We start from the raw sequence: 25,615 nt of genomic DNA, 5'->3' as shown, positions 1-25,615 counted from the left end.
ACTTTTTAAAGATCGAATGCGATCGCCTAGAAAACGCCATAGTGTATGCTGGGGAGTGTTTTTCTCCAAAAAAATTATGAGTATATTTCTGCAAACCCTAGCCCAAGCTAATGCAATTTATGTCAAACAAAAATTTGAACTAGCAGAAATATTTGGCTTTGAAACTCGCAACCGTTATCAAATCCAAACCGATGATGGTCATCAATTTGGTTACTGTGCTGAGCCAAAGCTAGGTTTCTTAGATGCGATCATGCGACAGTTTCTAGGGCATTGGCGAGTTTTTAATATCGTGGGAACTGATATGGCTAATCAGCAGGTTTTTCGCGCCCATCATCCTTTTCGCTGGTTTTTTCAGCGCCTTGATATTTTTGGGGCAGGCGATCGCCCTGTAGGAAGTTTGCAACAGAGATTTGCATGGTTTAACAAAAAATTTGAATTTTTGGATACTAGGGGCAGGGTAATCATGAGCATGACTTCGCCATTATGGAAAATTTGGACATTCCCCATCAAAAAATCTGAAAGGGAAGTATCGGTAATTGAAAAGAAATGGACAGGGCTATCTAAAGAACTATTCACTGATGCTGATAACTTTAGAGTCCGCTTCACCGATGCGAAATTAACAGCAGATGAAAAGTTGCTGTTACTCGTTGGTGCAGTGTTTGTTGATCTTTTATACTTTGAGACTAAAGCTTCTTAATAGTCAGGAATTACCTTGAGTTTTCAGATTGTTCGTTACGACGAAATTGATTCAACTAATAGTGAAGCTTGGCGACTAATTGATCGTCTCGAAGCGCTATCAAACACGGTGCTAATTGCCAAGCGCCAAACTAAAGGCAGAGGTCAACGCGGTAATAGTTGGCAGTCAGACTTGGGCGGATTATTTATGTCAGTGATTTTACAGCCAAATTTGACAGCAGCAAATGCTCATCAAATTACGCTCTGGTCAGCTTGGGGCATAGCCAAGGCACTCAAAGAAACGGGGGCAAATGTAAAGCTGAAATGGTTAAATGATCTATTAATCGATCGCCGTAAATTGGGAGGAATTCTCACTGAAACGAGGATCGAGGCTGGTAAAGTTCTCTATGCCGTGGTGGGGATCGGGATTAATTGGACAAACGAGGTTCCTGAAGGCGCGATCGCACTGGGGGAATTACCAACGACTTTATCAAACATGGATGAACTGATCGAAGTGGTGCTAAAAGGCATCCAGCTAGGTCAAACTCGCAGCGAAAATGAGGGAATGATGAGCATTTTGGCGGAATATTTGGAGCTACTTAGCGACAAAAATGTACGTCAAACAATTAATGGGCGGGAACTTCAAGGCAAAATAATCGACATTAGACCAATGGGCGAACTGGTAGTAAGATGGGAGGGCAATTCCCAAGAAGCGATCTATCAGCCTCAAAACTTCTCTGTCGGCTATCAGTAGAATCAAATTATGCGAAAATCAACACTTTCAACGATTACGTTAGCAACCCTGCTTTGCCTCTCCACAAATAACTACTTTTTAGTTGGCTCAGCATATGCCGCGACCAAATCTGCCGTTTCTCCTGATGTAGCAGTATCAAAACCTTCGACACCAGCCCCTCAGGTGCAACCTCAACCTGCGATCGCTCCTGCACCAGCCAACGTAGAGATTAAAAGCGAAAGCAACTTGAATTCTGCTCCAGCAGATAAGCCTATAAATAATGCTGGGAATCGCGAAACTGTCCTAGTCAATATTGAAACTGGATCGAGTCCATCACCAAAACCATCAGCTAAGCGATCGCAGCCTGTTGGGCAACCTGTCGAAATCGTCCTAGAGAACCGATCTACTGGTTGTAAATTCAAGGCTAGCAACCTTCTCGAACGCAATGCCGATCTTTGTAATCCTGAAGTAGCGATCGCCGCTAAAAATAGATCGCAAAACTATTACCAAAACGGCAATGTTCTCTACACCGCCGCATCGGGTGAAACCGCTGTGCAAGTGCGTCGCCTCACTTCTGAAGAAATTGCCGCAATGAGCTTGCCTAGCAATGGCGACAAGCAAATGCTGTTCCCATTAATTTCTCCATCAGTAATTAGTTCTCTATTTGGCGCTCGCGTTCATCCAGTTACGGGGCAGGTGCGCTTTCATCAAGGTACTGACTTAGCTGCTCCCGAAGGTACACCCGTCGTCGCTGCCTTTAGTGGTCGTGTAGAAATTGCAGGTTGGCTAGGTGGCTATGGGTTGATCGTGGTCATTTCTCACGGAGACACCCATGAGACTCGTTATGCACACTTGTCTGAGGTATTAGTCAAGCCTGGTCAGGTGGTCAAACAGGGTAATGTGATCGGTTTAGTTGGCAGTACTGGCATGGCGACTGGGCCACATCTGCATTTCGAGATCTGGCAAAAAATGCAAGAGGGACTGGTTGCGATCGATCCAACACCGCAGTTAATACTTGCCATGGAGCAATTACAAAAATATCTCGCGCAATCACCTAGATCAGCAAATAAAGCTTAAGTAAAAATCGATATAGCCATTAGCACTGTGATTCTTACATTGCTATAGCAATGTAAGTTTTGTTTAGGATATAAAAAATGCAAAAGAGTCATGGCGGCGCTTAGTCGCCATGACTCTTTTGCATTTTTTAAAACCCAGTAAGGGTTTTAAAAACACAAAATGGCGTAGCCATTTTGTGTTTTGGTATAAGGCAAAATCAAGTGGCTATTATTGAGCCAAAAAACTATCATTGTCGGCAAAACTAGGCACAAAGTGCAGCTTCTTTATATGTTGACATTTGATTGCTCAATGGGAATCTCGATAATAAAATTAGTCCCCTCACCGATCTCAGATTGACAACTTAACTTGCCATGATGAATTTCGGTAATTACCTGAAAGCTTATTGATAGACCCATGCCAGTTCCTTTGCCCACTGGCTTAGTCGTAAAGAATGGATCAAATAATCTTTTTTGTACCTCTGGAGGAATGCCTTTAGCATTATCAGTAATGGTAACTTTGATATAATCAGATTCTCTTACTTCCGTTTTAATTTTGATTTCACCAATATTCTTTTTGATATCTATGGATGAGAGAGAGTCATAATTATCCTCAATAGCATCTATGGCATTAGCGAGAATATTCATAAATACTTGATTGAGTTGCCCTGCATAGCATTCCACATTAGGAAGATCCCCATAATCTTTAACGATTTGAATCTCTGGGTAATCTTGTTTTGACTTGAGACGAGATTGCAGGATCATTAAGGTACTATCAATGCCATCATGAATATCTACGGGTTTTAAATTCGCTTCATCCATGCGTGAAAAATTCCGCAACGATAAAACAATCTTCTGGATTCTCTCTGCGCCAACTTTCATGGATGTCAGCAAGTTGGGTAAATCTTCCACTAGAAACTCTAGATCGATTGCCTCTGATTCCTCTTGGATGGACGAGTCAGGATGGGGATAGTATTTTCGATAGAGTCCAATGAGGTTTAATAAATCCTTGATGTAGTTAGCAGCATGGGAAAGGTTGCCATAAATAAAGTTAACAGGATTATTAATTTCATGAGCAACTCCTGCTACCAGTTGTCCCAAACTAGACATCTTTTCAGTTTGAATAAGCTGAACCTGAGTGAGTTTGAGACTATCGATCGCTGTCGATAACTCCTTAGTACGATCTTCAACTCGGTGTTCTAGTTCTAAGGTAAGTTTTTGCATCGCATCTTCTATTCTTTGGCGCTCATCAATTTCTTGCTGAAGTTGCAAATTTTGGCGATCTAACTCTGCTTCAGCCAGTTCGCGACTTTCTTCACTTAATACCAACCACCAAGTACCTACACCAATGAGTACTGAAAGCGGTGCATAGAGTTCTAGCAATACTCCTAAAAATTCTGATTCCGAAGCTGAAACCGTAGATAAAGTCGGTGACTTTAAGATGCCCTGATAGTAAACCAAGCCAAAAACTGTTGCTGTCAGTCCAGAGAGCAGTAGAAAGATTCCCAAAAACCTAATTAATCTTACTCCTAGTTGCGGTGCAATTTTTTCTGAGAAAATAGTGCTAGCTATGTTTTGAGTTAGACTGCCAATATCGTCATCGGATGGCTTGCAAGAGTCGTGACAGCGAGCATCAAGGCTACAACAGAGCGAGCAGATCGGCCCATCATAGACAGGGCAATAGGCTGTGTCAGGCGGTTCGTATTCCTGTTCGCAAATACTACAGGCGATCAGTGAATGCATATCTACTTTTTGAGAACTATAGATATTTTCACGGGCGATGTAATATTTGCCTTTGGTAGCGAACGCAATGATTGGAGAGAGGGCAAAGGCAATTCCTAGTGCTAGAAAGGGTGCGTATGCTTGGGCGAAGACTCCAAACAATCCCACGAAAGCCATAATCGAGATGATCGAAGCGATCGCCATCGAGCCAAAGCCCACGGGATTAAAGCTGTAGAGATAAGCACGTTTGAACTCTATATAGGAAGGGCTAATGCCTAAAGGTTTATTAATGACCAAGTCAGCAACAATTGCCCCAATCCAAGCGATCGCTACATTGGAATATAGCCCTAAGACCAGTTCTAAGGTTTGAAATACTCCAAGCTCCATCAGCAGTAGAGCAATTATCACATTAAAGATTAGCCAAACAACTCGCCCAGGGTGACTGTGGGTCAGTCTTGAAAAGAAATTTGACCATGCGAGAGAGCCTGCATAGGCGTTCGTGATATTAATTTTAATTTGCGAGACAATCACAAATACAGTGGCAACTGATAACACAATCCAAGGATCGGCAAAAATATACTCAAATCCCACCATATACATTTGAATTGGCTCTTTAGCATGAGCAACTTCTACTCCATGATCAATTGCTAAAGAGGCAAGAAATGCTCCTCCTAACTGTTTAGCAACACCAAACAAGATCCAGCCAGGCCCCGCAATAATTACTGCTAGCCACCATTGAACACGATTATTTTCTTGCTTATCGGGCAGAAAGCGCAGATAGTCCACCTGTTCGCCAAGCTGAGCAATTAAGGAAAAAGATACTGTGGCAGCGGAACCAAATAGAATTGGACTAAATCCTGCTCCACTGGGAGAATTCCCAGCAAAATTCATCCAATTAGCGATCGCATCAGGTTCTTTATTCAACACAAAAATAAAAGGCAGAATCATCAAACCTAGCCATATTGGTTGTGTCCAAAGCTGCAACTGGCTTATTAGTGTGACTCCGTAAAATACGATCGGAATGATAATCAAAGAACAGAGAATATAGCCAAGGGATAACGGCAAATGAAAATATAGCTCGAGAGCTTGCGCCATAATTGCGGCTTCAAGCGCAAAGAAGATAAATGTAAAGGAAGCATAAATTAGCGATGTAATCGTCGAACCGATGTAACCAAAACCTGCTCCCCTAGTTAATAAATCAATGTCAATATTATATTTAGCGGCATAGTAAGAGATCGGTAAACCTGCTAAAAAGATAATCCCCCCCACAACGACGATTGCCCAGAAAGAATTAGCAAATCCATAGCTAATCAGTAGAGATCCACCGATTGCCTCTAGAGCTAAAAACGAGACTCCCCCTAATGCTGTATTCGCAACTAGAAATTCTGACCATTTTCTAAATGATTTTGGCGCATAACGGAGCGAATAATCTTCTAAGGTCTCATTTGCAACCCATGTGTTATATGCTCTTCGTTCTTTTACAACTTTGATAGTTGATTTAGTATTCATGAATCCCCTAAAAGATGAAATTATATCTAAATTATCCCTAAATTATTCCTAAATATTTATCCTAGACTGAAGAGATACATGGCAAATGTATAAACGGGTACATATTAATAGTTAATCTCAATAGTTGTTAGCCGTTTTGCTAAAATACTTTAACTAAAAAGCATGAAATAATTTGCCAGCAAAATTTTTAGTCTTCGAGTTATTAGCCATCTATAATATTTGCCCCTAAAAGTCTTAATTAAATCCTGAAAATATTTGTAACAAGAAAATTAGGGCTTCAGTAATTTCAAGAATTATTAATAGGAATATATACTAATTGATAGCCTTAAAATAGTGATTTTTTTGCAGTATTAATACTAAGAAAATTTACTAGACTAGTTTTTTTTGATAGCTTTTTTTCAGTAAGATAAGAGCGGCAATTAGTATAAAAAAATCCCAGAAAGCTAGTGCTGACAAGAAGCGTGGTCACTAGCTTTCTGGGATTTTTTTCTATTTATGGACTTTTCCATCGGGTAGCGTTGCCCCTTTGAGAATTGCACCGACAAGATTGGCACTGCTTAACTCAGCACGGTTGAGTATTGCATCAGTCAAATCAGCATTGGCAAGGTTTGTTCTGGCAAGATAGGCTTCGATGAGGTTAGCTCGGATCATAATTGCACCACTGAGATTAGCTCGGCTCAGATCGGCACGAGTCAACTTGACATCTGTGAGATCTGTACATTGCATTTGCACGCGACTCGCCTTAACATCTGCCATAATCGCGCTTCGTAGTGAGACCCCATTAAAATCTGCATCAATTAAAATTGCTCTTTCCAGTTTGGCATTATTTAAAATTGAGCCTGAGAGCGTTGCACAACTAAGATTAGCTTCAGAGAGAAATACACCTTGCATATTGGCATTATTTAACTTTGCTTCACTAAGGTTTGCCCCACTGAGAGTTGCTTCTTGTAAATTTGCACCGCGCAGGTCGGCTTTATGTAGATCTGCACCAGATAAATTTGCACCACGCAGGTCAGCACCAGATAAATTTGCGCCAGTTAGACTAGCTACGCTGCGCTTCTTTTTGCCAGCGTCAATTTCATGTTGATCGCCGATCGCTCTTTCTTGTCTGAGATTTGCGCCTTTCAAGCATGCTCCGACAAGGTTCGCACCACTCAAGTTAACCGTTCGCATATCTGCGTCAATTAAGTTAGCATCCATCAAATTAGCAAGACTGAGATTTGCTCCAAAGAGCGTGGCTCCTTGCAGACTTGCTCCATGCAATTCAGCATTGGATAGATTTACATTACTCATGCTGGCTTGGTTGAGATTTGCGCCACAAAGATTAGCGCCAACCATTAAGGCTCCGCGCATATTTGCCCTTGTCAAACAAGCAAAAGTCAAGACTGTACTATTTAGGTAAGCTTTGGAGAGGTTAACATCTAGCCAATCAGTGCGACTGAGGTTTGCGCCACTGAGTTTGATGCCATTGAGATTAAGCCCACTAAAGTCGCGATCGCCTTTTGCATAGCGGCGCAAAATATCTTGAGAAGTAAGAGCTGCATCCATATTCAAAATCCTCAAAATAGGAACGAAGAAATAGAAATCAGTAGGTAGGGTGGGCATTGCCCACCCTACCTACTGATTTCTATATTAAATAGATGTTGCCGAAGCGAACTCTTGTTGTTGCTCATTAAGTTGCTCAAGGATTGCTGAACTCTCTGGCTCAGAGTCATTAGCAAGACGCTGTTTTTGTAAATCTAAGGCTGCCTTAATTAAACCTTGGAAAAGCGGATGAGGACTACTAGGGCGAGATTGGAACTCAGGATGGAATTGAGAGGCGATAAAATAAGGATGGCTTGGAAGTTCGATCACTTCAACTAGTCGCCCATCGGGAGAAGTACCGCTAATCACATAGCCAGCGTCAATAAATTGCGATCGGTAGGCATTATTAAACTCATAGCGATGGCGATGGCGCTCGTAAATCACTGACTCATTATAAAGCTTATGAACTAAGCTATTTGGAGCAAGACGGCAAGCATATAGCCCTAAACGCATCGTGCCACCAAGATTAACCACATCTTGCTGTTCAGGTAATAGGTGAATCACAGGATTTGTGGAATCTGGAGCAAACTCGGCGCTATTTGCATCGCTGAGTTTGCCAACATTTCTAGCCCAGTCTATGACTGCGCATTGCATTCCTAAACATAAACCTAAAAATGGGATTTGGCGATCGCGGGCATATTGTACAGCAGCAACTTTACCATCGACACCACGATGACCAAATCCACCAGGGACAACGATCGCATGGACATCCTTTAGGAATTTTTCTGCGCCATATGCTTCAATGTCTTCAGAGTTAATCCAGCGCAAATTTACATTGCTATTAACGGCGATCGCGCCATGTTTTAGGGCTTCGATCACCGAGAGATAGGCATCGGTCAGTCTTACATATTTACCAACGATCGCAACTTCTACTTGATGCTCTGAGCGATAGAGACGCTCGACAAGGGTTTGCCAACTACGAAGATCGGGCTGACGTTGTTGCATACCTAGCAGGCGCAGTACTTGCTCAGCAAGTCCTTCACGCTCCATCGCTAATGGCACTTCATAGATGCTTTTTACATCCTGTCCTGTCATTACGCATTCGGGCAGCACGTTGCAAAATTCTGAGACTTTGTCCTTAATATTTTGGGGTAAAGGGCGATCGCTACGACAAACTAGAATGTCAGGCTGAATCCCCACGGATTGTAATTCCTTAACTGAGTGCTGTGTAGGCTTGGTTTTCATCTCCCCTGCGGAGGCAATCCAAGGCATGAGGGTGACATGCATATAGACAACATTTTGCCGTCCCACATCCTTCCGAAACTGACGAATTGCTTCGATGAATGGCAGTGATTCGATATCGCCTACCGTGCCGCCAATTTCAACAATGACAACATCAGGATTGCCATTTTTAGCAACGCGATGAATACGTTCTTTAATTTCATTAGTAATATGTGGGATCACCTGCACAGTGCCACCCTGATAGTCGCCGCGCCGTTCTTTATTGATCACACCTTGATAAATTGCGCCTGTGGTGACATTACTTAGCTTTGACATCGAGGTATCAGTAAAGCGCTCATAATGACCCAAGTCTAGATCCGTCTCTGCGCCATCTTCGGTAACAAAAACTTCTCCATGCTGAAACGGACTCATCGTTCCTGGGTCAACATTGATATAGGGATCGAGTTTTAGAATTGCGATCGAATAATCCCTAGATTTAAGTAATCGTCCCAAACTTGCGGCAACGATGCCCTTCCCGATACTAGAGACAACACCGCCAGTCACAAAGATATACTTAGCCATAAAAATTTCGTTATAGGGTGCATTGTTTTATTGTTTCGTAAACAATGCTTAACAAAGTGATTATATAGCAGGTGATTGCGCTGCAAGATCTGAGCATAGATATTCAGCAATTCTCATTATGAAACCGATTTTGGTATTTACAGCGCCAGAGGCGCTGTAAATACCAAAATCGGTTTTTTGAAAGTCAGCCGTAGGCTGACTTTCAAAAAACCGATTTTTATAATTTTCAATCTAAATGAACTCTTTTAATGAGTAAGTGGCTCAACAAGGTTTTTTGTGCTAACAGGCGATCGCACAGCTTTAAACATGCCAAAACGACAAAGTCCTGCCCCAAAAGCTAGACGCATTAATAAAATCGTGGGTATTTCCCTCACAGATTTAATAAATCCTGATACGCCAAAACTTATCAATCCTTTAGGACGCGCTACACCTTGCCAGATTGAATCTAGCCATGAAGGAAGAGTTTCTGCTGTCCAATCAGAAGTTGTTACCTTGCCATCGACAAGTCCTGTCGCCTCCAAAAGCTCAGAGAAGCCTTCAATGCTTGAGAACTCAGGATGTGACCATTGATCGAGGAGTTGCTTCATTACAGGCTTCTCCCAAATATTGAGAGGTACTTGACGATCGTCTCGCTGATTCCAATCCGCAAGTACTAGCAACCCATTGGGCTTGAGTACGCGCATCAACTCTTTTGCAAAAATAGCTTTGTCAGGCATATGTGGCCCCGCTTCAACTGACCAAGCCACATCAAAGCTTGCATCAGGAAATGACATCGCCATCGCATCATCAACCTGAAATTGTAGATCAAGCTCTTTTGGGGTTAACTCCTGAGCACGTTTGACCTGCTCAGGACTAATCGTAATTGCCGTTACCGAGAAGCCATATTCTTTTGCCAAAATGCGGCTGCTGCCACCAATACCACAGCCAACATCAAGGACAGTCGTTCCAGCAGGTAGCTTATCTAAGCCACCCCAACGTACCATCTCATGAACAAAATCAGATTTAGCGGTCAAGAAATCCTTTGAACGGGGCGGCGAGCCATAATGACCTAAATGAATATGTTCGCCCCAGTAGAACTCTAAAATGCCATCTTCTGTCCATTGATCATAGGAGTTAGCAACAGAATCAGCAGATTGATAGCGACGCGCTGTAGCTAGATAAATGCCAATTCCTGCGATCGCAACTGTCGAGAACGCTTCCAGCGTGGCAACAAATAAATTCATTAAGATTAAGCCTTACCATTTTTGACAAGTAGTTCTTCCAGCTTATTTTGATTTAGAAGACTTTGCTCTATATCCAGAGCTGTAGATTTTGACTTGTGAAATTCAGCGATCGAAATTAGTTTACCTGCTTCAGAATCCCACAACACAAACTTGGCGCAACCAAGCATATCACCGAGCCTTAGAGTTTTGACCTTTGAGAGAAGTTGAATATTTTCCTTATGACAAGCTTCGAGATTATAGTTCGGAATTCTCTCAGAAAGATGATGGATATTATGAAAACCGATATCTGCGGAAAACCACTTCAAAATTGTTGGCAACTCTAAATAACTACTACCGTCAAGTGCTCCAAGCAGATAGTCCCAACCTTCAGTCTTATGAGCATAGGAGTCTTCAAAGTTATGCTGAACAAAGAATACACAGATAAAAATCGCTGCTGAAAAAGTTAAACTGATTGAGTAAACACCTAAAAAGAAGCCTGCTCCAAGCAAATGGCTAAGGAAAATCCAACTGCCGATTACACAAATATTATTGAGCATCAAATCTATAAATTCCGCTCCCGTATACCAATTTCTAGATTTGTGAGAAGAGATAATTGCCGCTAAACCCATGCGAGGGTCTTTCTTTAAACTGGAAAATATATGACCAATAAAATCATAGCTTCCTGCAATTAGTGCATATCTTGGTCTGATTGCAAGGTAGAAAAAACCTCCCAAAAAAGACATTAATGGATGTCTCATTACGGCATAAAGCTTTTGATCGGTGTCATTGAGCTTAGAGAATTCTTCAGTAGAGAGAAATGCTGCAACCCCACGATATCGTTCCCAATCACCATTGGTTTTGTGATGATAAGCATGACCTCTTGACCATGGATATTGAGGTATAGCATTAATCACGCCCAAAAAGAAGCCTACAACTCTATTCACTTTTTTGGAAGTAAAAAGTGAATAATGTCCGCAATCATGCATTAAAGAGAAGCATCGCAATGAAAATAGAGTCATCAAAATGATGATCGGTGGCAGGAACCAAAAAGATACTGCTGCGGCTTTAACTGCTAAAAACCATAAAACTATATAGGGAATAACGGTATTCAGGATTTGATAAGTTGCCCAGAGATCATTGCTCTTCATATAAGGAGTAAGAACAAAATCTGATTTTTTAATTATATTTTCCACTCAATAAAATACTCTTGTAAATAACTCTAGCCGCATGGCTAGGATGGGCGGCGCAAAGCGCTGCCCATCCTAGATTCTAATAAAACGATGTGATGATTCGGGCGGTAACTCATGTGGCATAAATTCATCCCAGCGATCGCATACTTGTTTGTAGCATTCTGAGGGAGAAATCTTTAGGTTTTGGAGACAGTAAACTTCGAGCTGTTGATCGATATTCATTGCCAGAATGATCTCTTGCTGAGGATCATACGCGGCGATCGCCTGTATTAATGACGGAATCTGTCGTGAACTGATACCCATTTCCAGTAAATAGGGCTTGGCAAATTCTGCTGCTATAAACTGAGTTCTAAATTTCCAAATGTGAAAACTCGGCTTAAAATCAGCAGCAGGTGGTACAACAGTACAAACTGTAATCCCTTTCCCTGAGGTTGTAAAACCTCTCAGGGCATGATATCCAATTAGTAAAAAATTATCTCGAATAAACTGAGGTTCCCAAGAACGACAGATGCCCCAACGTTCTTTATAGTCTTGCAGCATCGGACTCCCTGTTAGTCTTCCTGATGCGATCGCCTTGGCACAGTTTTTGTAAAAGCTGAAACAATTGTAAAGCTTCTAAAAATTTTGAACAAACCATCATCTATACCTCGCAGATGAAAAGGAACATGTTTACGAATCTCGAAAAGAGATTCTTTGCGATCGGCGGGCATCCTGACTTAGAGATTAAAGCATCTCATCACAGTTGCGGGACAGCGCTGGGTTTACACCAAACTTTCCCCGTTTCCTCCAACGACTGTTACCCGTTGGAACCGAACGATAGTCTTATCATTGTAAGACATAAGCCCAAAAAAGAGAAAGGCGGCGCAAAGCGCCGCCTTTCTCTTTTTTGGGTTAACTTACATTGCTATATAACTAAAATTGTTTTGAGACTGTCGTCACTTGCCCCATTAATAACGCCGCCCGATCGCAAAATAGCTTGTAACATTTCCACGACCTCTAATGTGATTTCTTCCCCAATACAAACTAGCGGAATCCCTGGAGGATAAGGACAAAGAGATTCAGCACTAATTCTCCCGATCGAATTATCAATAGAAACGCGATCGCATTTCCCAAAATACACTTCACGTGGAGTCAACCTAGATTGATAATTCGTAATTCGTAATTCGTAATTCGTAATTAATTTTTCCTTTTTCCTTTTTCCTTTTTCCTTAACAAGCCGTTGGAATCCATTCACTAGCCGATCAATATCATCTTGAGTATTACCAAAGCTCAAACTAAATACTAATTGCGATCTGGTGGGCATTTCCGCCATCACATCTAATTGGGAATGTAAATATTCATCAGCTTCAAACCCTGAAATACCTAAGCAATCAGTCATTACCGTGAGGCGAGTATCGTCAAGCGTAGGAACTTCTGTTTGACTAAAGGTTCGCAAATCAGGAATTTGATTTAACTGCGATCGCGCTGTTTTGGCTAGTCCCAATGTGTAAGTTAACAGCTTTTTGCCATTAACTGCCATTTGTCGCCGCGCCACATCCAGAGAAATCATTAGTAATAAATTGGGACTACTTGATCGCAATATTTGCAAAGCACGATCAACTTGTTCAACAGCAATGCGATCGCCTTGCAAATGCAAAATCGAAGATTGGGTAAGGCTACCTGCGACTTTGTGTGTGGACTGCACAACTAGGTCGGCTCCTGCTTGCAATGCTGAATTTGGTAGATCAGGATGAAAACCTAAATGCGCTCCGTGAGCAGCATCAACTAATAAGGGGATATTAAAGGAATGGGCGATCACTGCCATTTTTGCCAACTCGCCGCAAACTCCAAAATAATTTGGACTAACAAGCATCACCGCTTTTGCGTCAGGATGAAGATTCAGAAATAATTCTAGAGTCTTAGGACTTACGCCCAAGTCCAAATCAAATTCTGGCAAATAGTCAGTTGGCAAATAAACAGGCATAGCGCCATTGAGCACTAGTCCTGCGATCGCAGCTTTGTGACAGTTTCGCCCAATTAAAATCTTGTCTCCTTGCTTACAAGTTGCCAATAGCATCGCTTGTACACCGCAAGTAGAACCATTAGTCAGAAACCATGCGCGATCGCTACCGTAAGCATCGGCAGCTAAGGCTTCGGCTTCTGCGATCGGTTCTTCGAGATCAGGCAATTCTGGTAAATCGAGGCGAAACATATTCTCACCCATAATTGCCATCAACTCGCGATCAATACCCTGACCACGTTTGTGCCCTGGCATATAAAACGGCGCATGATCGATATCTAGATATCGCCGCGCCGCTTCTAATAATGGAGAAAAATCTTGATTCAAAGCCTACTTGGGTGATTTCAATAAAACAAAATCCCTGTAGGGGCAGGTTTGGAAATAAGTCAATGGTTTACCCATAGATTTATTCCAAAACCTGCCCCTACGCATGGATATATTTTCTTTTGGAAACCTTCTTATTCCAAATACTTCTCCAAAGCAGTTTCGACAAGATCCTTCATCGAAGCACCCTTTTCTTCGACAGCTTTTTTGAGAAGATCAAAGGACTTTGCTGAAAGGGTGACTCGATGGCGGACATCTTTACGTTTGCCTTTGGGTTCGTTCTCATTTATCTCTGGGACATAGGCTTCCGCGAACTTTCGTAAATCTTCATTGCCCTTGCGATCGCAAAAATCACCAAAACCTTCGCCTTCTGTGCGTTCATTTTTGAAATAAACAAATAGCGGCTCTAAACCTTTTTCAAGATTATTAATATGCAACCGCTGCACATAAGGTTGAGCCAACCTAGTTGAGTCAAAGCTGCCACCCAACCAAATCTGATATTCGTCGGCAGCGCTACCGACGAAGGCAAGTTCAGCCATATAAGGACGGGCGCAACCATTGGGGCAACCTGTCATACGGGTGACGAAGGTTTCCTGATCTAAGCCCAAACGGACTAATAGCTTACGAATTCTCGCTAATACACTTGGCAAGGCACGTTCTGACTCAGCGATCGCTAGTCCGCAAGTAGGGAAGGCGGGACAAGCCATGGAGTAACGCACTAGGGAATCGATTTTGTCAGGAGCTAGAACGCCACAGCGATCGAGAATCTTTTGAATCTCCTCTTTTTCATCAGCGGCGATTTCTGTAATCAGCAAATTGTGGTTAGGAGTCAACACAAAATCATGATGAAACTTTTCGCTGATTTCGCGTAAAGCCGTTTTTAGTTGTAAATCTTCGCGATCGCTAACTCGACCATTTTCAATCGAAACTCCCACAAAATATTTACCGTCGCCCTGTTCATGCCAGCCTAAATAATCCTGATATTTAAAATCAGGCAATTCACGAGCCGCATCAAGTGCTGTTGGATAGTAATCCAATAACACTTGCTTAAATTTCTCTACACCCCACTCGTGCAAAATATGCTTGAAGCGAGAATGACGACGATTGTGGCGATCGCCATAGTCTCGTTGTAAGGAAACGATCGCCTTAATCACATCATAGATTTTAGCAACAGGGACAAAGCCAATGCTGTCAGCCATTCTGACAATGGTTGCATCATTATTATGGGCGCGTCCTAAACCACCCCCGACATAGACATTAAAGCCTTCTAGCTCTTTCTGAGCATTAGTAATCACCACCAACGCCAAATCGTTGGTATAAAGATCAACCGAGTTATCACCAGCAACGGCGATCGCAATCTTAAACTTGCGGGGCAAATACTGGACTCCATAGATCGGCTCGACTTCGCTGATATTGGTTTTCGCTGTCCCCGTCCCCTGACGATTTCTCGCTTCGGTTACTTCTGGAGCTTCGGAAGAAGTAACCGCCACTTCACCATCAAGCCAAATATCGTAATAAGCCCCAGCTTGTGGAGCAAGTAAATCCGCAATCTTAAAAGCGTATTCGCGAGCATACGTATACTCAGGCTTATTTTTAAAGGGAGCAGATGGAGCCATCACGTTACGATTTATGTCGCCACAAGCGCCTACCGTTGATCCCATGTTTCTAGTGATATCAGCAATGACCGTCTTCAGATTTTCCTTGAGAATCCCATGAATCTGAAAACCTTGCCTCGTTGTAGCTCTCAAAGTATGGTTGCCATACTTATTACATAGTTTATCCAAAGCCAAATACAACTGCCAAGGAATCACCCCACCTGGGCTACGGGTACGCAACATCATGCTGTATTGAGCTTCTTCGCCTTTAATCTTGTTCTTTTCAAAATCGCGTTCTTTTTGTTGATAGGAACCATGAAACTTCAGGATTTGAATGCCATCCTGACTGAAAAAAGGATTGCCATCATTTAGCTCGGTGTTGATAGGACCTCGCAAAAAGTTACTTTTTTGCTTAAGGACTTCAACCTTTGATACTTTTACAGGATTTGTCAAAGTGTTTGTCATGGTTCAACTATCGAAACTTCGTATATTTTTAGTTTTTTTGCCCCACTATTATACCCCGATAACCCCATCGGAATTAGGATGAACTTTACAAAAATAAAAAGGCGGCACATCGTGCCGCCTTTTTATTTGTTTTTCGTAATTAGGATAATAAAAGGCAGCGCAAAGGTTTACCTTTTATTTTGATCTTGAAAAAACTTATTCGCTTTCTTTACTAAAACCAGAATATGCTTCCATACCATGCTCAGAGATATCGAGACCCTTGAATTCTTCTTCAGCCTCGACACGAATACCACCAGTAATTAGGGAAATTGCGTACCAAGCGATAAAGCTAAAAGCAACAGTAAAACCACCAACGGAGGCAACACCAATCAATTGAGCTAAAAGTTGATCAAAGCCACCGCCGAAGAACAAACCAGCCTTAGGACCAGCATTAGCTTGTAAAATGTAGCCGCCGCCGATATCTGCTGTCTGACCAACTGCAAATAAACCAACAGCTAGAGAGCCCCAAATGCCACAAACAAGGTGAACTGAAGTAGCACCTACAGGGTCATCAATCTTCAGCTTGTCGAAGAAGCCAACTGCAAATACAACAATTGTGCCGCCGATCGCACCAATGATAATGGCACTAGGCAAGGTAATCCAAGCACAAGAAGCAGTTACAGAGACTAATCCAGCCAAGATACCGTTAACAATCATCGATAGGTCAGGCTTACCAAGATACAGCCAAGCCACAATAGTTGCAGCAATGCCACCTGCGGAAGCACCCATGTTAGTGGTCAAGGCAATATGAGAAATCAAACGACCGTCAGCTGCCATGGTAGAACCTGGGTTAAATCCGAACCAGCCTAACCATAGAATCAAACAACCTAAAGTTGCCAAACTCATACTATGTCCAGGAATAGCACGATTTTTGCCATCTTCGCTGTATCGACCAGCTCTAGCTCCTAATACTGCTGCACCAATCAGCGCAGCCCACCCACCACAAGAGTGAACAACGGTGGAGCCAGCAAAGTCATAGAAGCCAACTTTTGATAGCCAACCGCCACCCCAGATCCAATGTCCAGTAATTGGATAGGCAACAGCAACCAACACGAAGCTAAACAGCAAGAAGGCAAGAAACTTAATGCGCTCAGCTACTGCACCTGAGACGATCGTTGCGGCGGTTGCGGCAAACACCAATTGGAAGAAGAACTTAGCTTCTAGAGGAACGCCTGTCCAACTTAGTCCAGGAAAATCGCCTTTATAATCAGCAAGAGTTGCAGGGCTATTATCAGCACCACTCAAGAAAAATCCTTTCAAGCCAATAAAATTATTGCCGCCATTATCGCCATACATAAAACCAAAACCGATCGCCCAGTAAGCAATGGTCGCGATCGCAAATACGATTAAGTTTTTGGTGAGAATGTTAACCGCATTTTTGCGGCGACAAAATCCAGACTCCACCAGAGCGAAGCCTGCATTCATGAAAAATACTAGAAATGCAGCTATTACTACCCAAAGAGTATCTAATCCAACTTTGAGAGCAGCAACGTTTGCCTGAACCTTGTCAGCAGTTAGAGGCTCAGGAGTAGGGGTAGCAGTTTGAGCAGTGGCTGCATACACCCAAAAAACACCGATAATTGCCGCAAGGGGAATACAAGCAGTCCAGTTTACTGAACTCTTGAGTCTCCTCTTTTGATTTGACTTATAGACCAACACCTTTAAATTCTCCTCAGCGAAGTAACATACCAATGCAAATACTAAGAATGCAAGGATTAATTATGTTCATAACAACAGATTCAAGCACCTAGGTTTTGTGTAACTTTATACAGTTTTTATAAGCTGCTCTTATTTTTCATAAGGAATATCAGTTAAAAATTTCAGAGGCATAACTAAGCGATTGATTAGAGCGCAGTCTTATTGGGGTTTTAAGGTTTTCTAAGCCCATGTCAAAACCTTGATATTACATCTATAAAAAAAAGACGACGCAAAGCGCCGTCCATGATATTGAGTCTGAGATTATTTTGAGATTTTAACCATCAGTTGAACTTTGACTGATAAATACACCAGAGCCAAACTCGCTACCATAACCCTCTTCACCATGAACAGGTAAGTCAATACCTTGCTCTTCGATGGAAGTGGCAACTCTCAAGTCCATAAATAGTTTTAGGACTTGCAGAATAATAAATGTGGCGATCCCAGCAAATACATAGGTAAAAGCAACACCTTCAAACTGTTTCCAAATCAGGATAGGATTGCCATCCACAAGCCCAAGGCTAGCTTCTCCTCCAAAGGCAACTTTGGTTGCAAATACGCCCGTTAGCATTGCGCCAACAGTTCCACCAACACCATGAACTGAGAAGGTATCGAGGGAGTCATCAAATTTGAATTTCGCACGCAGGCTAACAGCGATAAAACAACAGACTGCGGTGATTGAGCCAATCAAAATCGCCCCAATTGGTGTAACAAAACCTGCGGCAGGAGTGATCCCAACAAGTCCCGCTAAGAATCCGCTAGCAATACCAACCGCAGTTGGCTTACCACGCAACACCCATTCAACCAATAGCCAAGTTAAACCACCAGACGAAGTTGAAACTGTAGTTGCTACAAATGCAACCGCAGCGAGCGGGCCCGCAGCGAGGGCGCTACCAGCATTAAATCCAAACCAGCCAAACCATAACAATCCGATGCCCAATAGCACATAAGGAACGTTATGAGGAGTGTGAGGTCTAGTTGCAAAATCTTTGCGAGATCCAACCACCAAAACAGCTACTACAGCGGCAACACCAGAACTGATATGCACAACCGTACCACCAGCAAAGTCTAAAGCTCCAAGCTCTTGTAAGAAACCACGTCCCCATACCATGTGAGCAAGAGGAGAGTAAACAAAGCTAGACCAAAGTAGGATAAACCAGAAATAAGCTTTGAAGCTCATGCGCTCAACGATCGCACCAGAAATCAGAGCTGGTGTGATGATCGCAAACATCATCTGGTAAACCATGAATACCGCGTGAGGGATCGTACCCGCGTAGCCAACAGGATCGGGCGCATCAAATTTGACCCCATTGAGGAATACCCAATCAAGCCCGCCAATAAATTTTTCAATCCCTTGACCAAACTCAGGAGCCTTTATTGCTACATCAAAAGCTAGGCTATAGCCCCACAAAACCCAAGTAACACCAACAACAGCCATGAGCAATAAGCTCATCATCATTGTGTTCAGAACGTTGCGGGTTCTGACTAAACCGCCGTAAAAAAAGGCAAGCCCAGGAGTCATCAGCAATACAAGAGCAGCCGCTACCAACATAAATGCAGTATCACCTGAGTTAATTGGCGAAGCCGCTGGTGCTGGTGCAAGAAGCTTGTCGAGTGCTTCCTTTTGCTCTTTGCTTAGAGTTACAACGTCTCCACTTGCTGGAGCGGATGTCGGGGACGGAGCAACACTGGGAGAAGGACTCGCTGTAGCCGCAGGAGAAGTTGTTTCAGTCGGGCTTGCAGTTGGAGAAGGAGAAGTAGTTGCTTGCGCCCAAGTCTGACCCGTGAAAGGAAAACTCACCAACCACAAGACTAGCAACGAACTCAGTAGAAATTTTTTGATCACAGACGCTATCCTTTCACAATTTTTTCTTGTCATCAGAATAAGGCGAAATGAGTTGAGATAAGTGCTGCTTTAAATAGCGACTCAATAACTGAAAGGCTAAAAAATTGCAACACTTATAACCTCATTTTGATGGTTACCATAGAGAAATTATTCAAAGATGATTTCATCAATTTATAAGACATCAATTTGTATTAGAAATCACATTTGTGACTGTTGAGGCTTTAATGTCTAATAATTTTCCTTGAAAATCATCAATGCAAAGGTAAAATACGAAATTTAATGGTGGTGGTTTAGAGTTAGATCAGGATTTAGATTTAAGCATTAATGCTCAACCCGAAAGGGTTAATTCACTAACATTTCGCTAACTTGATCACATGCTTAAAAGCTCATGTGCTAGAGTTGGGATAATTTTAGATGTATTCCTCACACACCTCACTTTTCAGGAAGTTGACATGGCAAAAGGCGGATTTGTACTTGGTACAACAGCAGCATTAGCTGCGGCTGTGGCAGTTGTTGGTTTTCAGCTAGCAAACCCTAGCATCGCCGCATTTCGAGATAGCCCCAAAGAAATAGTTGATGAAGCTTGGCAGCTTATCAATCGCGAATATGTTGATGGGGCATTCAATAAAGTTGACTGGCGGCAAGTCAGACGACAATATGTTGAAAATCGCGATTATTCTTCTAAAGCTGAGGCTTATCGCTCAGTTAGGGAAATGCTTAAGCTACTGGACGATCCATATACTCGCTTTATGGATCCTGAGCAGTTTAAGAGTATGCAAATTGATACTTCGGGGGAACTCACAGGGGTTGGTATTCAGCTTGGGATGGATGATGCAACCAAACAACTAACTGTTGTTGCCCCAATTGAAGATTCACCAGCATCTCGTGCTGGCGTTTTGACCAAAGACATCATTACTTCGATCGCGAATAAATCAACCGATGGCATGGATATCAACCAAGCCGTTGCCCTAATCCGTGGACCTGCTGGTACAAAGGTTAAATTGGGAATCAAGCGTGGCGATAAGCAGTTTGACATTGAGTTAGAACGTGCCAAGATTGAGATCCATCCAGTCAAAGCTGAGCTTCGTGATACCAATATCGGCAAGGTTGGCTACATCAGCTTGCGTCAGTTCAATGCCAACGCAGCAAGCGACATGCGTAAAGCGATCCAAGACCATGTCAGTAAAGGCGCGGTTGGATTTGTATTAGATTTGCGATCAAACCCTGGTGGATTGCTATATTCCAGCGCTGAAATTGCTCGGATGTGGCTCGACAATGCCACCATTGTTTCCACAATTGATCGTAAGGGCGAAAGTGAGCGCCTAACTGCTAACCGTCAAGCTATCACCAATAAACCTCTCGTAGTTTTAGTTGATGGTGGTTCGGCAAGTGCTAGTGAGATCCTGTCTGGGGCTTTGCAAGATAACAAACGGGCGGTTATTGTCGGAACTAAAACTTTTGGTAAGGGACTAGTCCAGTCAGTGCACTCCCTGAGTGATGGTTCGGGCATGGCAGTAACGATCGCTAAGTACTACACCCCCAGCGGACGCGATATCAATCATTTGGGTATCATTCCTGACCGTGTAGTTGAGCTAACCAAAGAAGATCTTGAAAAGCTGAATAAAAATCGCGATCTAGTTGGTACAACCTCTGACCCACAGTTTGCCAAAGCGATCGATATTTTATCGACTGAGCTTAAAAGTGTAAGCTCTCGCTAGAGCTGGGAAAGAGACGCTTAGCTTCTCTTTTTTACATAAAAAAGGCGGACTTTGTCCGCCTTTTTTTACTAGGAATCCATATGGCGTGTTAGTACTGCTTCCATTGTGCTTTCAATATTTTGCCCTGCAATAATGCCACTAGCCAAAGAGTAAATATTACTATCCCGACGATAAAGAGTCTGAAAACCTGTCCGCATTTTTCTGTCCCCCATTACCCAATAACGTTGGACAATGGAATCTGGCCCAATTATGCCTTCCCCTTCAACTTTACCCAGAGAGCTGTCATCAACAACAAACGTAAAACGTCGCTCGTCTGAATCAATCCTGCCTTTGTAAGCCATCGTTAATTCTTCGCGATCTGTGTTGGGAAAAGTCAGCTTCGTAACCATTGTGAACCAAAAGTTATCCCTTGACCAGCCTACCAAAGTTCTACCCTTGACTTGAATTGGCATCGAATCTCTATCTATCCAATTGCCTTCGATAGTCCATTTACCAGGTTGCACTAAAAAGGTATGCGCCACAATTTTTGTCGCTCTGTTTTGTTGCTCAGCAGATTCAGTCTTAATTATATAGCGTTATTACCAATCGACATATGATCCCAAAAGCTAGGTTAGCGCTTTGCTACTGATCTTGCTCAATTTACTAAACCCGATCGCAAAGCTACAACTGCTGCTTGTACGCGATCGTCAACAGATAATTTGTTCATGATGCCCCGCACATGAGTTTTAATCGTATTGGGGCTGAGGTAGAGTACTTTGGCAATTTCGGGATTACTTTTGCCTTCAACAATTAATTTCAACACCTCTAATTCTCGTTGCGATAGATGTGAAGTATTTTCAGGTTGTGTTGGTGGCTTGAGATGATCCATTACTTTGCGAGCAACTTGAGGATCAAGATAAGTAGCGCCATCCATAGCGGCGGCAAAAGCTGCTAAAAGACTTTCGGTAGAAGTACCTTTAACACAGTAGGCATCGGCTCCACTCGATAGAGCCGCAATAATTTCTGTATCATCTGTATGGGAGCTAAGCATCACAATATGAACATTAGGTGATGCTGCCTTAATTTTTTGGGTTGCCGAAATTCCATCAAGTCTTGGCATCCCAATGTCCATCACGATAATATCAGGACGTAGTTCCTGAGCCATTTTTACACCGATATAACCATCTTCTGCGATGCCTATTACAATGACATTTGGCTGTTGAGAGAGGGATTGCTCTAATCCGAGTTGGATAAGTGGATCGTCTTCAACAATTAGGACTTTTAAAGGTTTCGATGTTGTGGCAACAGTCATAATTCTAAATTTCTCTAAATTTAGTTTGATTGACTTGATTATATACTGATGTTACGTGGGACGTAGATGATTAATCTCTTGCTGCTAGCGTGGCAGGGCAACCACGGGGGGATTGCCCCTACCTTAACAATATAGGTGCTGTAGGGGCTACGTCCCCGTGCCAGCCCTAAACTTCTACTATCGCAGGAATTTCTTCCTCGTAACATCGAAAATGATTGCGATAATTTAAAATTACTAGGGAATATAGAATGAGTGCTATCAATTTGGAGAAAATCGATCAACTAATTAGTGAAGGATATATCACCAAACGCCCTCATTCTAGCGGTGATCTATTTATCTATAACTACACTGCCAAAGCTCAGTACGATCTCCTATGGACTCCTGAAACCATTCAATGTCGGGGTTTAATTCTTGATCGTGATGGTGCGATCGCGGCTCGCCCTTTATCAAAATTTTTTAATCTCCAAGAACATAAAGAAGCTATTCCCTCAGAACCTTTTGATGTTTATGAAAAGCTGGATGGTTCTCTAGGGATCTTGTATTGGTATCAAGATCAGCCTTATATAGCTTCTAGAGGCAGTTTTAACTCTGATCAAGCCATTAAAGCTAATCAAATCTTGACATCAATTTATTCCGAAGCAATTCCATTACTAGATCGATCGCTAACCTATTTATTTGAGATTGTCTATCCCACAAATCGGATTGTTGTCGATTATGGAGAGTTTGAAGGTTTAGTATTATTGGCAGTAATTGAAACAGAATCGGGAATAGAACATGCAATTGAATCCTTCACACATTTGGGGTTCCCGATCGCTAAAAAATATGATGGATTAAAAGATTTAGAAGCGATTACTAATCTCAATGAGCAGAATCAAGAGGGCTTTGTAATTCGCTTTGCAAGTGGATTGAGGCTTAAATTTAAGTTTGCTGATTATGTGAAATTGCATCGTGTACTTACTCAAGTTACTAGCAAAGTGATTTGGGAAATGTTGCGTGATCAAACTCCCTTTGAGGATATCTTAGAGCGGGTTCCCGATGAGTTTTACAGTTGGGTAAAAGAAACTAAGTCTAATCTGATTGCGCAATATCAACAAATTGAAGATACTGCCAAGATTGACTTTGAGCGGATTATCGCTGTTGTCGATCGCAGCGATCGCAAAGAAATGGCAAAACATATCTTAACTTGCCAAAATCACACGATCTTATTCTCTCTTCTAGATGGAAAAGATTACAGTGACTATATTTGGCGAAGTATTAAACCCGCCCATGAAAAGCCTTTTATGGATAATGATGAGAGTTAAAATCATTGCGGCGGGCTTCGCCCGCCGCAATGATTTTTTATTTTACAACTTGAAGTTTGTTGACTCTCAATGTAAATTTACCGCCACTACTTCCGCCAAATGAGGAAACTCTCACAATGTAATTTCCTGATTGACGCACTTTAAAAAAGATGAGGGAATTGGTATTGTCACCAACAGAATCATCATTTTCGGCAACAACTTCGCCAGCACTATCTAACAGACTCAAGACTGTATCAAAGCCTCCAGAATTTACCGAAATTTCCAAGCGTTCATCTTTTTGGACAGTGATTGCATAGTCACGAGCAAATCCTTTCTGCCCTGTGGGAATATCTTTGTCGGTGAGAATATCGCTAACATCTACACCACTAGTGATCGCGGTTGGCTTGTAGAGGGAGGTACGCACCTGAGCTAACGAAACAGGCGCAAAACTAGCTAAACCGATCGCGATCGCACCTACACCTACAACAAATTTCGATAAAATCAAAGCTAAACTTTTTATAAGAAACTCGCCTTGCGAGGTTCCAACAGAAAGTTTAGTGCTTCGATTGTTCATGGCTTGCTGTAGGTGTTCAGGAGGATGGTAGTCAAACAAAATTAGATGCTTCACGAAACTTCTTTTAATTCAGCGAATTTCAATTGTAACTGAGTAGATTCTATTGTGGGATTAGCTGAACTATTAGGAAATGGGATCTCTTTGATTGATGGAGTTTTGATAGTTGGCACAATTTGGATTTTGCCATAAAACTCAGCTTGAAACAATTCCACTTTTGATTGTGAAGACATTAGTAATAAGCCCCAAAATACGCCTACACGATCGTTAAATACTGCTGCCAAGTCAGATATCTCTATCTCTTCGTCGGGATGGAGTAAAAAATAGCGCTCAATTTCTTCTACCATTTCCGATAAATTTTCTTTATGAGCTAGCTGGGCGATCGCTTTCATGGCTGCTTTGCGGGCAACTTTGCCTTGACTAGGACGCTTGGCGGGCTTACTGGTCTTACGATCAACTACTTCTGCGATCGCCTCGATCTGGGCAATTAACTCTTCTAGAGTGATCCGTCTTGCTTTTGGAGGCAAAGCCACAGGCAATCGTCGCAACCGTTTATCAAAGTCCGTTGGTAACCGCAATGCATCAGCGACCATCTCAGATTCTTCCCCAATTTCATCATCGGCGGCTTCTTGTTCATAGACAGCTTGACTGTCCGATAATGAGTTGGCTTTGAGCAATACCAGCATTGATGCGTAGAGCATCGCCTGACCCGAATCATATAAATCGCGACGATCGCTAACAATTAACCGCGACAAAAAGCGATCGACGACATCGATCACCTGCACATCCCAAGGATCAATCTCGCCTCGTTCTGCAAGATCGATCAGGAGGGCTATGGCATCTTTGGTAACTGATTCTGCGATCGATAAGGTCATGGAGCTTACGAGAAGCGGATGTTTAAAAATATCATCGATTGCGGTGAAATAGTCATAAAATCTGATTTGAATGAAATAAAAGGCGCAAATGCGCCCTTTATTTTAGTTTTTAGACTTGTCTTCGTCGATCTCAACATCGATTGCTGAGGCAGAAACCAAGCGCTTGCGCTCCTCAATCTCAACGCTTAAATTCTGGACAGTTTCTTGCAAATTCTGGATCTGAACATTTTTATTCCGCATGTCAATAGATTTTTGTAATCCAGACCAGACGCTAAATATCCAAGCTAAAACTGCGCCTAAGCCCATCGCCAAGATCAGTTCGACCGAGATTGGGGCAGCAACTTTAATCTGAGGGATGATTTGAATGGAGGCTGGGGAAGTATTTTGCAAGGAAAACAATACTAATGCAAGAGCAACGGTAAAAAAGACAACAAAATTAAGCTGGCGCACAGTAGTTAGACCTCGTTTCTAAATTCTTAGCTAATGGTTTATCAAACATTGCTCATA

The 25,615-nt window shown here is 42.4% G+C and carries 21 protein-coding genes and 1 riboswitch; of the genes, 5 read left to right on the top strand and 16 right to left on the bottom strand.

The annotated features are described in order from the left end of the window. The first annotated feature begins 76 nt into the window (after nt 1–76). The 3 genes from CQ839_RS00835 to CQ839_RS00825 are packed head-to-tail and all read left to right on the top strand — an operon-like array spanning nt 77 to nt 2,485. Nucleotides 77–697 carry a phospholipid scramblase-related protein gene (locus CQ839_RS00835; RefSeq protein WP_181016042.1) on the top strand — a complete coding sequence of 207 codons (621 nt, stop codon included), beginning with the start codon at nt 77–79 and terminating at the stop codon, nt 695–697. A 15-nt stretch (nt 698–712) separates the two neighbouring features. Further along, nucleotides 713–1,429 carry a biotin--[acetyl-CoA-carboxylase] ligase gene (locus tag CQ839_RS00830; RefSeq protein WP_181016041.1) on the top strand — a complete coding sequence of 239 codons (717 nt, stop codon included), beginning with the start codon at nt 713–715 and terminating at the stop codon, nt 1,427–1,429. Between the two features lie 9 nt (nt 1,430–1,438). Next, nucleotides 1,439–2,485 carry a M23 family metallopeptidase gene (locus tag CQ839_RS00825; protein WP_103666385.1) on the top strand — a complete coding sequence of 349 codons (1,047 nt, stop codon included), beginning with the start codon at nt 1,439–1,441 and terminating at the stop codon, nt 2,483–2,485. 263 nt (nt 2,486–2,748) lie between these two features. Here the strand turns inward: CQ839_RS00825 and CQ839_RS00820 are convergent, their stop codons facing one another. The 11 genes from CQ839_RS00820 to CQ839_RS00775 form a co-directional block, all read right to left on the bottom strand. Then, nucleotides 2,749–5,691, bottom strand: coding sequence for an ATP-binding protein (locus CQ839_RS00820; RefSeq protein WP_103666384.1), 2,943 nt, complete (start codon nt 5,689–5,691; stop codon nt 2,749–2,751). 489 nt (nt 5,692–6,180) lie between these two features. Continuing rightward, entirely contained in the window at nt 6,181–7,239 is a 1,059-nt protein-coding gene (locus CQ839_RS00815; RefSeq protein WP_103666383.1) for a pentapeptide repeat-containing protein, read from the bottom strand. Between the two features lie 84 nt (nt 7,240–7,323). Continuing rightward, complete coding sequence (locus tag CQ839_RS00810; RefSeq protein WP_103666382.1) at nt 7,324–9,018, bottom strand: CTP synthase; 1,695 nt, start codon at nt 9,016–9,018, stop codon at nt 7,324–7,326. A 245-nt stretch (nt 9,019–9,263) separates the two neighbouring features. After that, entirely contained in the window at nt 9,264–10,241 is a 978-nt protein-coding gene (locus tag CQ839_RS00805; protein ID WP_103666381.1) for a methyltransferase domain-containing protein, read from the bottom strand. 5 nt (nt 10,242–10,246) lie between these two features. Then, nucleotides 10,247–11,413: a fatty acid desaturase gene (locus CQ839_RS00800; protein ID WP_103666380.1), complete on the bottom strand. Its 1,167-nt coding sequence runs from the start codon at nt 11,411–11,413 to the stop codon at nt 10,247–10,249. Between the two features lie 69 nt (nt 11,414–11,482). Then, a complete protein-coding gene (locus CQ839_RS00795) occupies nt 11,483–11,950 on the bottom strand; it encodes a hypothetical protein (protein ID WP_103666379.1) in 468 nt (155 codons plus the stop codon). An 11-nt stretch (nt 11,951–11,961) separates the two neighbouring features. Further along, complete coding sequence (locus tag CQ839_RS24920) at nt 11,962–12,120, bottom strand: hypothetical protein (RefSeq protein WP_181016040.1); 159 nt, start codon at nt 12,118–12,120, stop codon at nt 11,962–11,964. Next, nucleotides 12,094–12,239: riboswitch (cobalamin riboswitch) on the bottom strand. It overlaps the preceding gene by 27 nt. 75 nt (nt 12,240–12,314) lie before the next feature. Continuing rightward, a complete protein-coding gene (locus tag CQ839_RS00790) occupies nt 12,315–13,736 on the bottom strand; it encodes an aminotransferase class I/II-fold pyridoxal phosphate-dependent enzyme (protein WP_103666378.1) in 1,422 nt (473 codons plus the stop codon). 131 nt (nt 13,737–13,867) lie between these two features. Next, entirely contained in the window at nt 13,868–15,793 is a 1,926-nt protein-coding gene (gene sir / locus CQ839_RS00785) for a sulfite reductase, ferredoxin dependent (protein ID WP_103666377.1), read from the bottom strand. A 195-nt stretch (nt 15,794–15,988) separates the two neighbouring features. Continuing rightward, nucleotides 15,989–17,491, bottom strand: a complete 1,503-nt coding sequence (locus CQ839_RS00780) for an ammonium transporter (RefSeq protein ID WP_103666376.1) — start codon at nt 17,489–17,491, stop codon at nt 15,989–15,991. Nucleotides 17,492–17,804: 313 nt separating this feature from the next. Continuing rightward, on the bottom strand, nt 17,805–19,103 hold the full coding sequence (locus CQ839_RS00775) for an ammonium transporter (protein WP_219817708.1): 1,299 nt from the start codon (nt 19,101–19,103) through the stop codon (nt 17,805–17,807). Between the two features lie 722 nt (nt 19,104–19,825). On the opposite strand from CQ839_RS00775, the gene ctpC reads away from it, so the two are divergent. Further along, entirely contained in the window at nt 19,826–21,091 is a 1,266-nt protein-coding gene (gene ctpC, locus CQ839_RS00770) for a carboxyl-terminal processing protease CtpC (protein ID WP_103666375.1), read from the top strand. 68 nt (nt 21,092–21,159) lie between these two features. On the opposite strand, the gene CQ839_RS00765 is transcribed toward ctpC, so the two are convergent. Further along, nucleotides 21,160–21,612 (bottom strand): hypothetical protein, encoded by a 453-nt coding sequence (locus tag CQ839_RS00765; RefSeq protein WP_103666374.1) that lies wholly within the window; start codon nt 21,610–21,612, stop codon nt 21,160–21,162. Nucleotides 21,613–21,725: 113 nt separating this feature from the next. Next, a complete protein-coding gene (locus CQ839_RS00760; protein WP_103666373.1) occupies nt 21,726–22,382 on the bottom strand; it encodes a response regulator transcription factor in 657 nt (218 codons plus the stop codon). Nucleotides 22,383–22,630: 248 nt separating this feature from the next. Between CQ839_RS00760 and CQ839_RS00755 the strand changes: the two genes are divergently transcribed. Beyond that, the gene (locus CQ839_RS00755; RefSeq protein ID WP_103666372.1) at nt 22,631–23,683 is read left to right on the top strand and encodes an RNA ligase; all 1,053 of its coding nucleotides are present in this window, start codon (nt 22,631–22,633) and stop codon (nt 23,681–23,683) included. A gap of 37 nt (nt 23,684–23,720) precedes the next feature. On the opposite strand, the gene CQ839_RS00750 is transcribed toward CQ839_RS00755, so the two are convergent. The 3 genes from CQ839_RS00750 to CQ839_RS00740 all read right to left on the bottom strand — a co-directional run bounded on the left by CQ839_RS00750 (nt 23,721) and on the right by CQ839_RS00740 (nt 25,558). After that, nucleotides 23,721–24,290, bottom strand: coding sequence for a PPC domain-containing protein (locus tag CQ839_RS00750; protein ID WP_258040581.1), 570 nt, complete (start codon nt 24,288–24,290; stop codon nt 23,721–23,723). Then, a complete protein-coding gene (locus tag CQ839_RS00745) occupies nt 24,287–25,108 on the bottom strand; it encodes a segregation/condensation protein A (protein ID WP_103666371.1) in 822 nt (273 codons plus the stop codon). The genes CQ839_RS00750 and CQ839_RS00745 overlap by 4 nt, the downstream gene beginning before the upstream one ends. 102 nt (nt 25,109–25,210) lie before the next feature. Further along, the gene (locus CQ839_RS00740) at nt 25,211–25,558 is read right to left on the bottom strand and encodes a LapA family protein (RefSeq protein ID WP_103666370.1); all 348 of its coding nucleotides are present in this window, start codon (nt 25,556–25,558) and stop codon (nt 25,211–25,213) included. Nucleotides 25,559–25,615 lie beyond the last annotated feature (57 nt).

The organism is Pseudanabaena sp. BC1403, from assembly GCF_002914585.1.
Taxonomy (GTDB): Bacteria; Cyanobacteriota; Cyanobacteriia; order Pseudanabaenales; family Pseudanabaenaceae; genus Pseudanabaena.
The sequence above is the reverse complement of the archived record's forward strand: the minus strand, read 5'-3'. Positions and strand labels throughout refer to the sequence as shown.

Bases quoted from the DNA above. Each gene is read 5' to 3' on its own strand.
- CQ839_RS00835 (WP_181016042.1), top strand. From the start codon at position 77: ATGAGTATATTTCTGCAAACCCTAGCCCAAGCTAATGCAATTTATGTC.
- CQ839_RS00825 (WP_103666385.1), top strand. From the start codon at position 1,439: ATGCGAAAATCAACACTTTCAACGATTACGTTAGCAACCCTGCTTTGC.
- CQ839_RS00820 (WP_103666384.1), bottom strand. From the start codon at position 5,691: ATGAATACTAAATCAACTATCAAAGTTGTAAAAGAACGAAGAGCATAT.
- CQ839_RS00815 (WP_103666383.1), bottom strand. From the start codon at position 7,239: ATGGATGCAGCTCTTACTTCTCAAGATATTTTGCGCCGCTATGCAAAA.
- CQ839_RS00810 (WP_103666382.1), bottom strand. From the start codon at position 9,018: ATGGCTAAGTATATCTTTGTGACTGGCGGTGTTGTCTCTAGTATCGGG.
- CQ839_RS00805 (WP_103666381.1), bottom strand. From the start codon at position 10,241: ATGAATTTATTTGTTGCCACGCTGGAAGCGTTCTCGACAGTTGCGATC.
- CQ839_RS00795 (WP_103666379.1), bottom strand. From the start codon at position 11,950: ATGCTGCAAGACTATAAAGAACGTTGGGGCATCTGTCGTTCTTGGGAA.
- CQ839_RS24920 (WP_181016040.1), bottom strand. From the start codon at position 12,120: ATGCCCGCCGATCGCAAAGAATCTCTTTTCGAGATTCGTAAACATGTT.
- sir (WP_103666377.1), bottom strand. From the start codon at position 15,793: ATGACAAACACTTTGACAAATCCTGTAAAAGTATCAAAGGTTGAAGTC.
- ctpC (WP_103666375.1), top strand. From the start codon at position 19,826: ATGGCAAAAGGCGGATTTGTACTTGGTACAACAGCAGCATTAGCTGCG.
- CQ839_RS00760 (WP_103666373.1), bottom strand. From the start codon at position 22,382: ATGACTGTTGCCACAACATCGAAACCTTTAAAAGTCCTAATTGTTGAA.
- CQ839_RS00755 (WP_103666372.1), top strand. From the start codon at position 22,631: ATGAGTGCTATCAATTTGGAGAAAATCGATCAACTAATTAGTGAAGGA.
- CQ839_RS00745 (WP_103666371.1), bottom strand. From the start codon at position 25,108: ATGACCTTATCGATCGCAGAATCAGTTACCAAAGATGCCATAGCCCTC.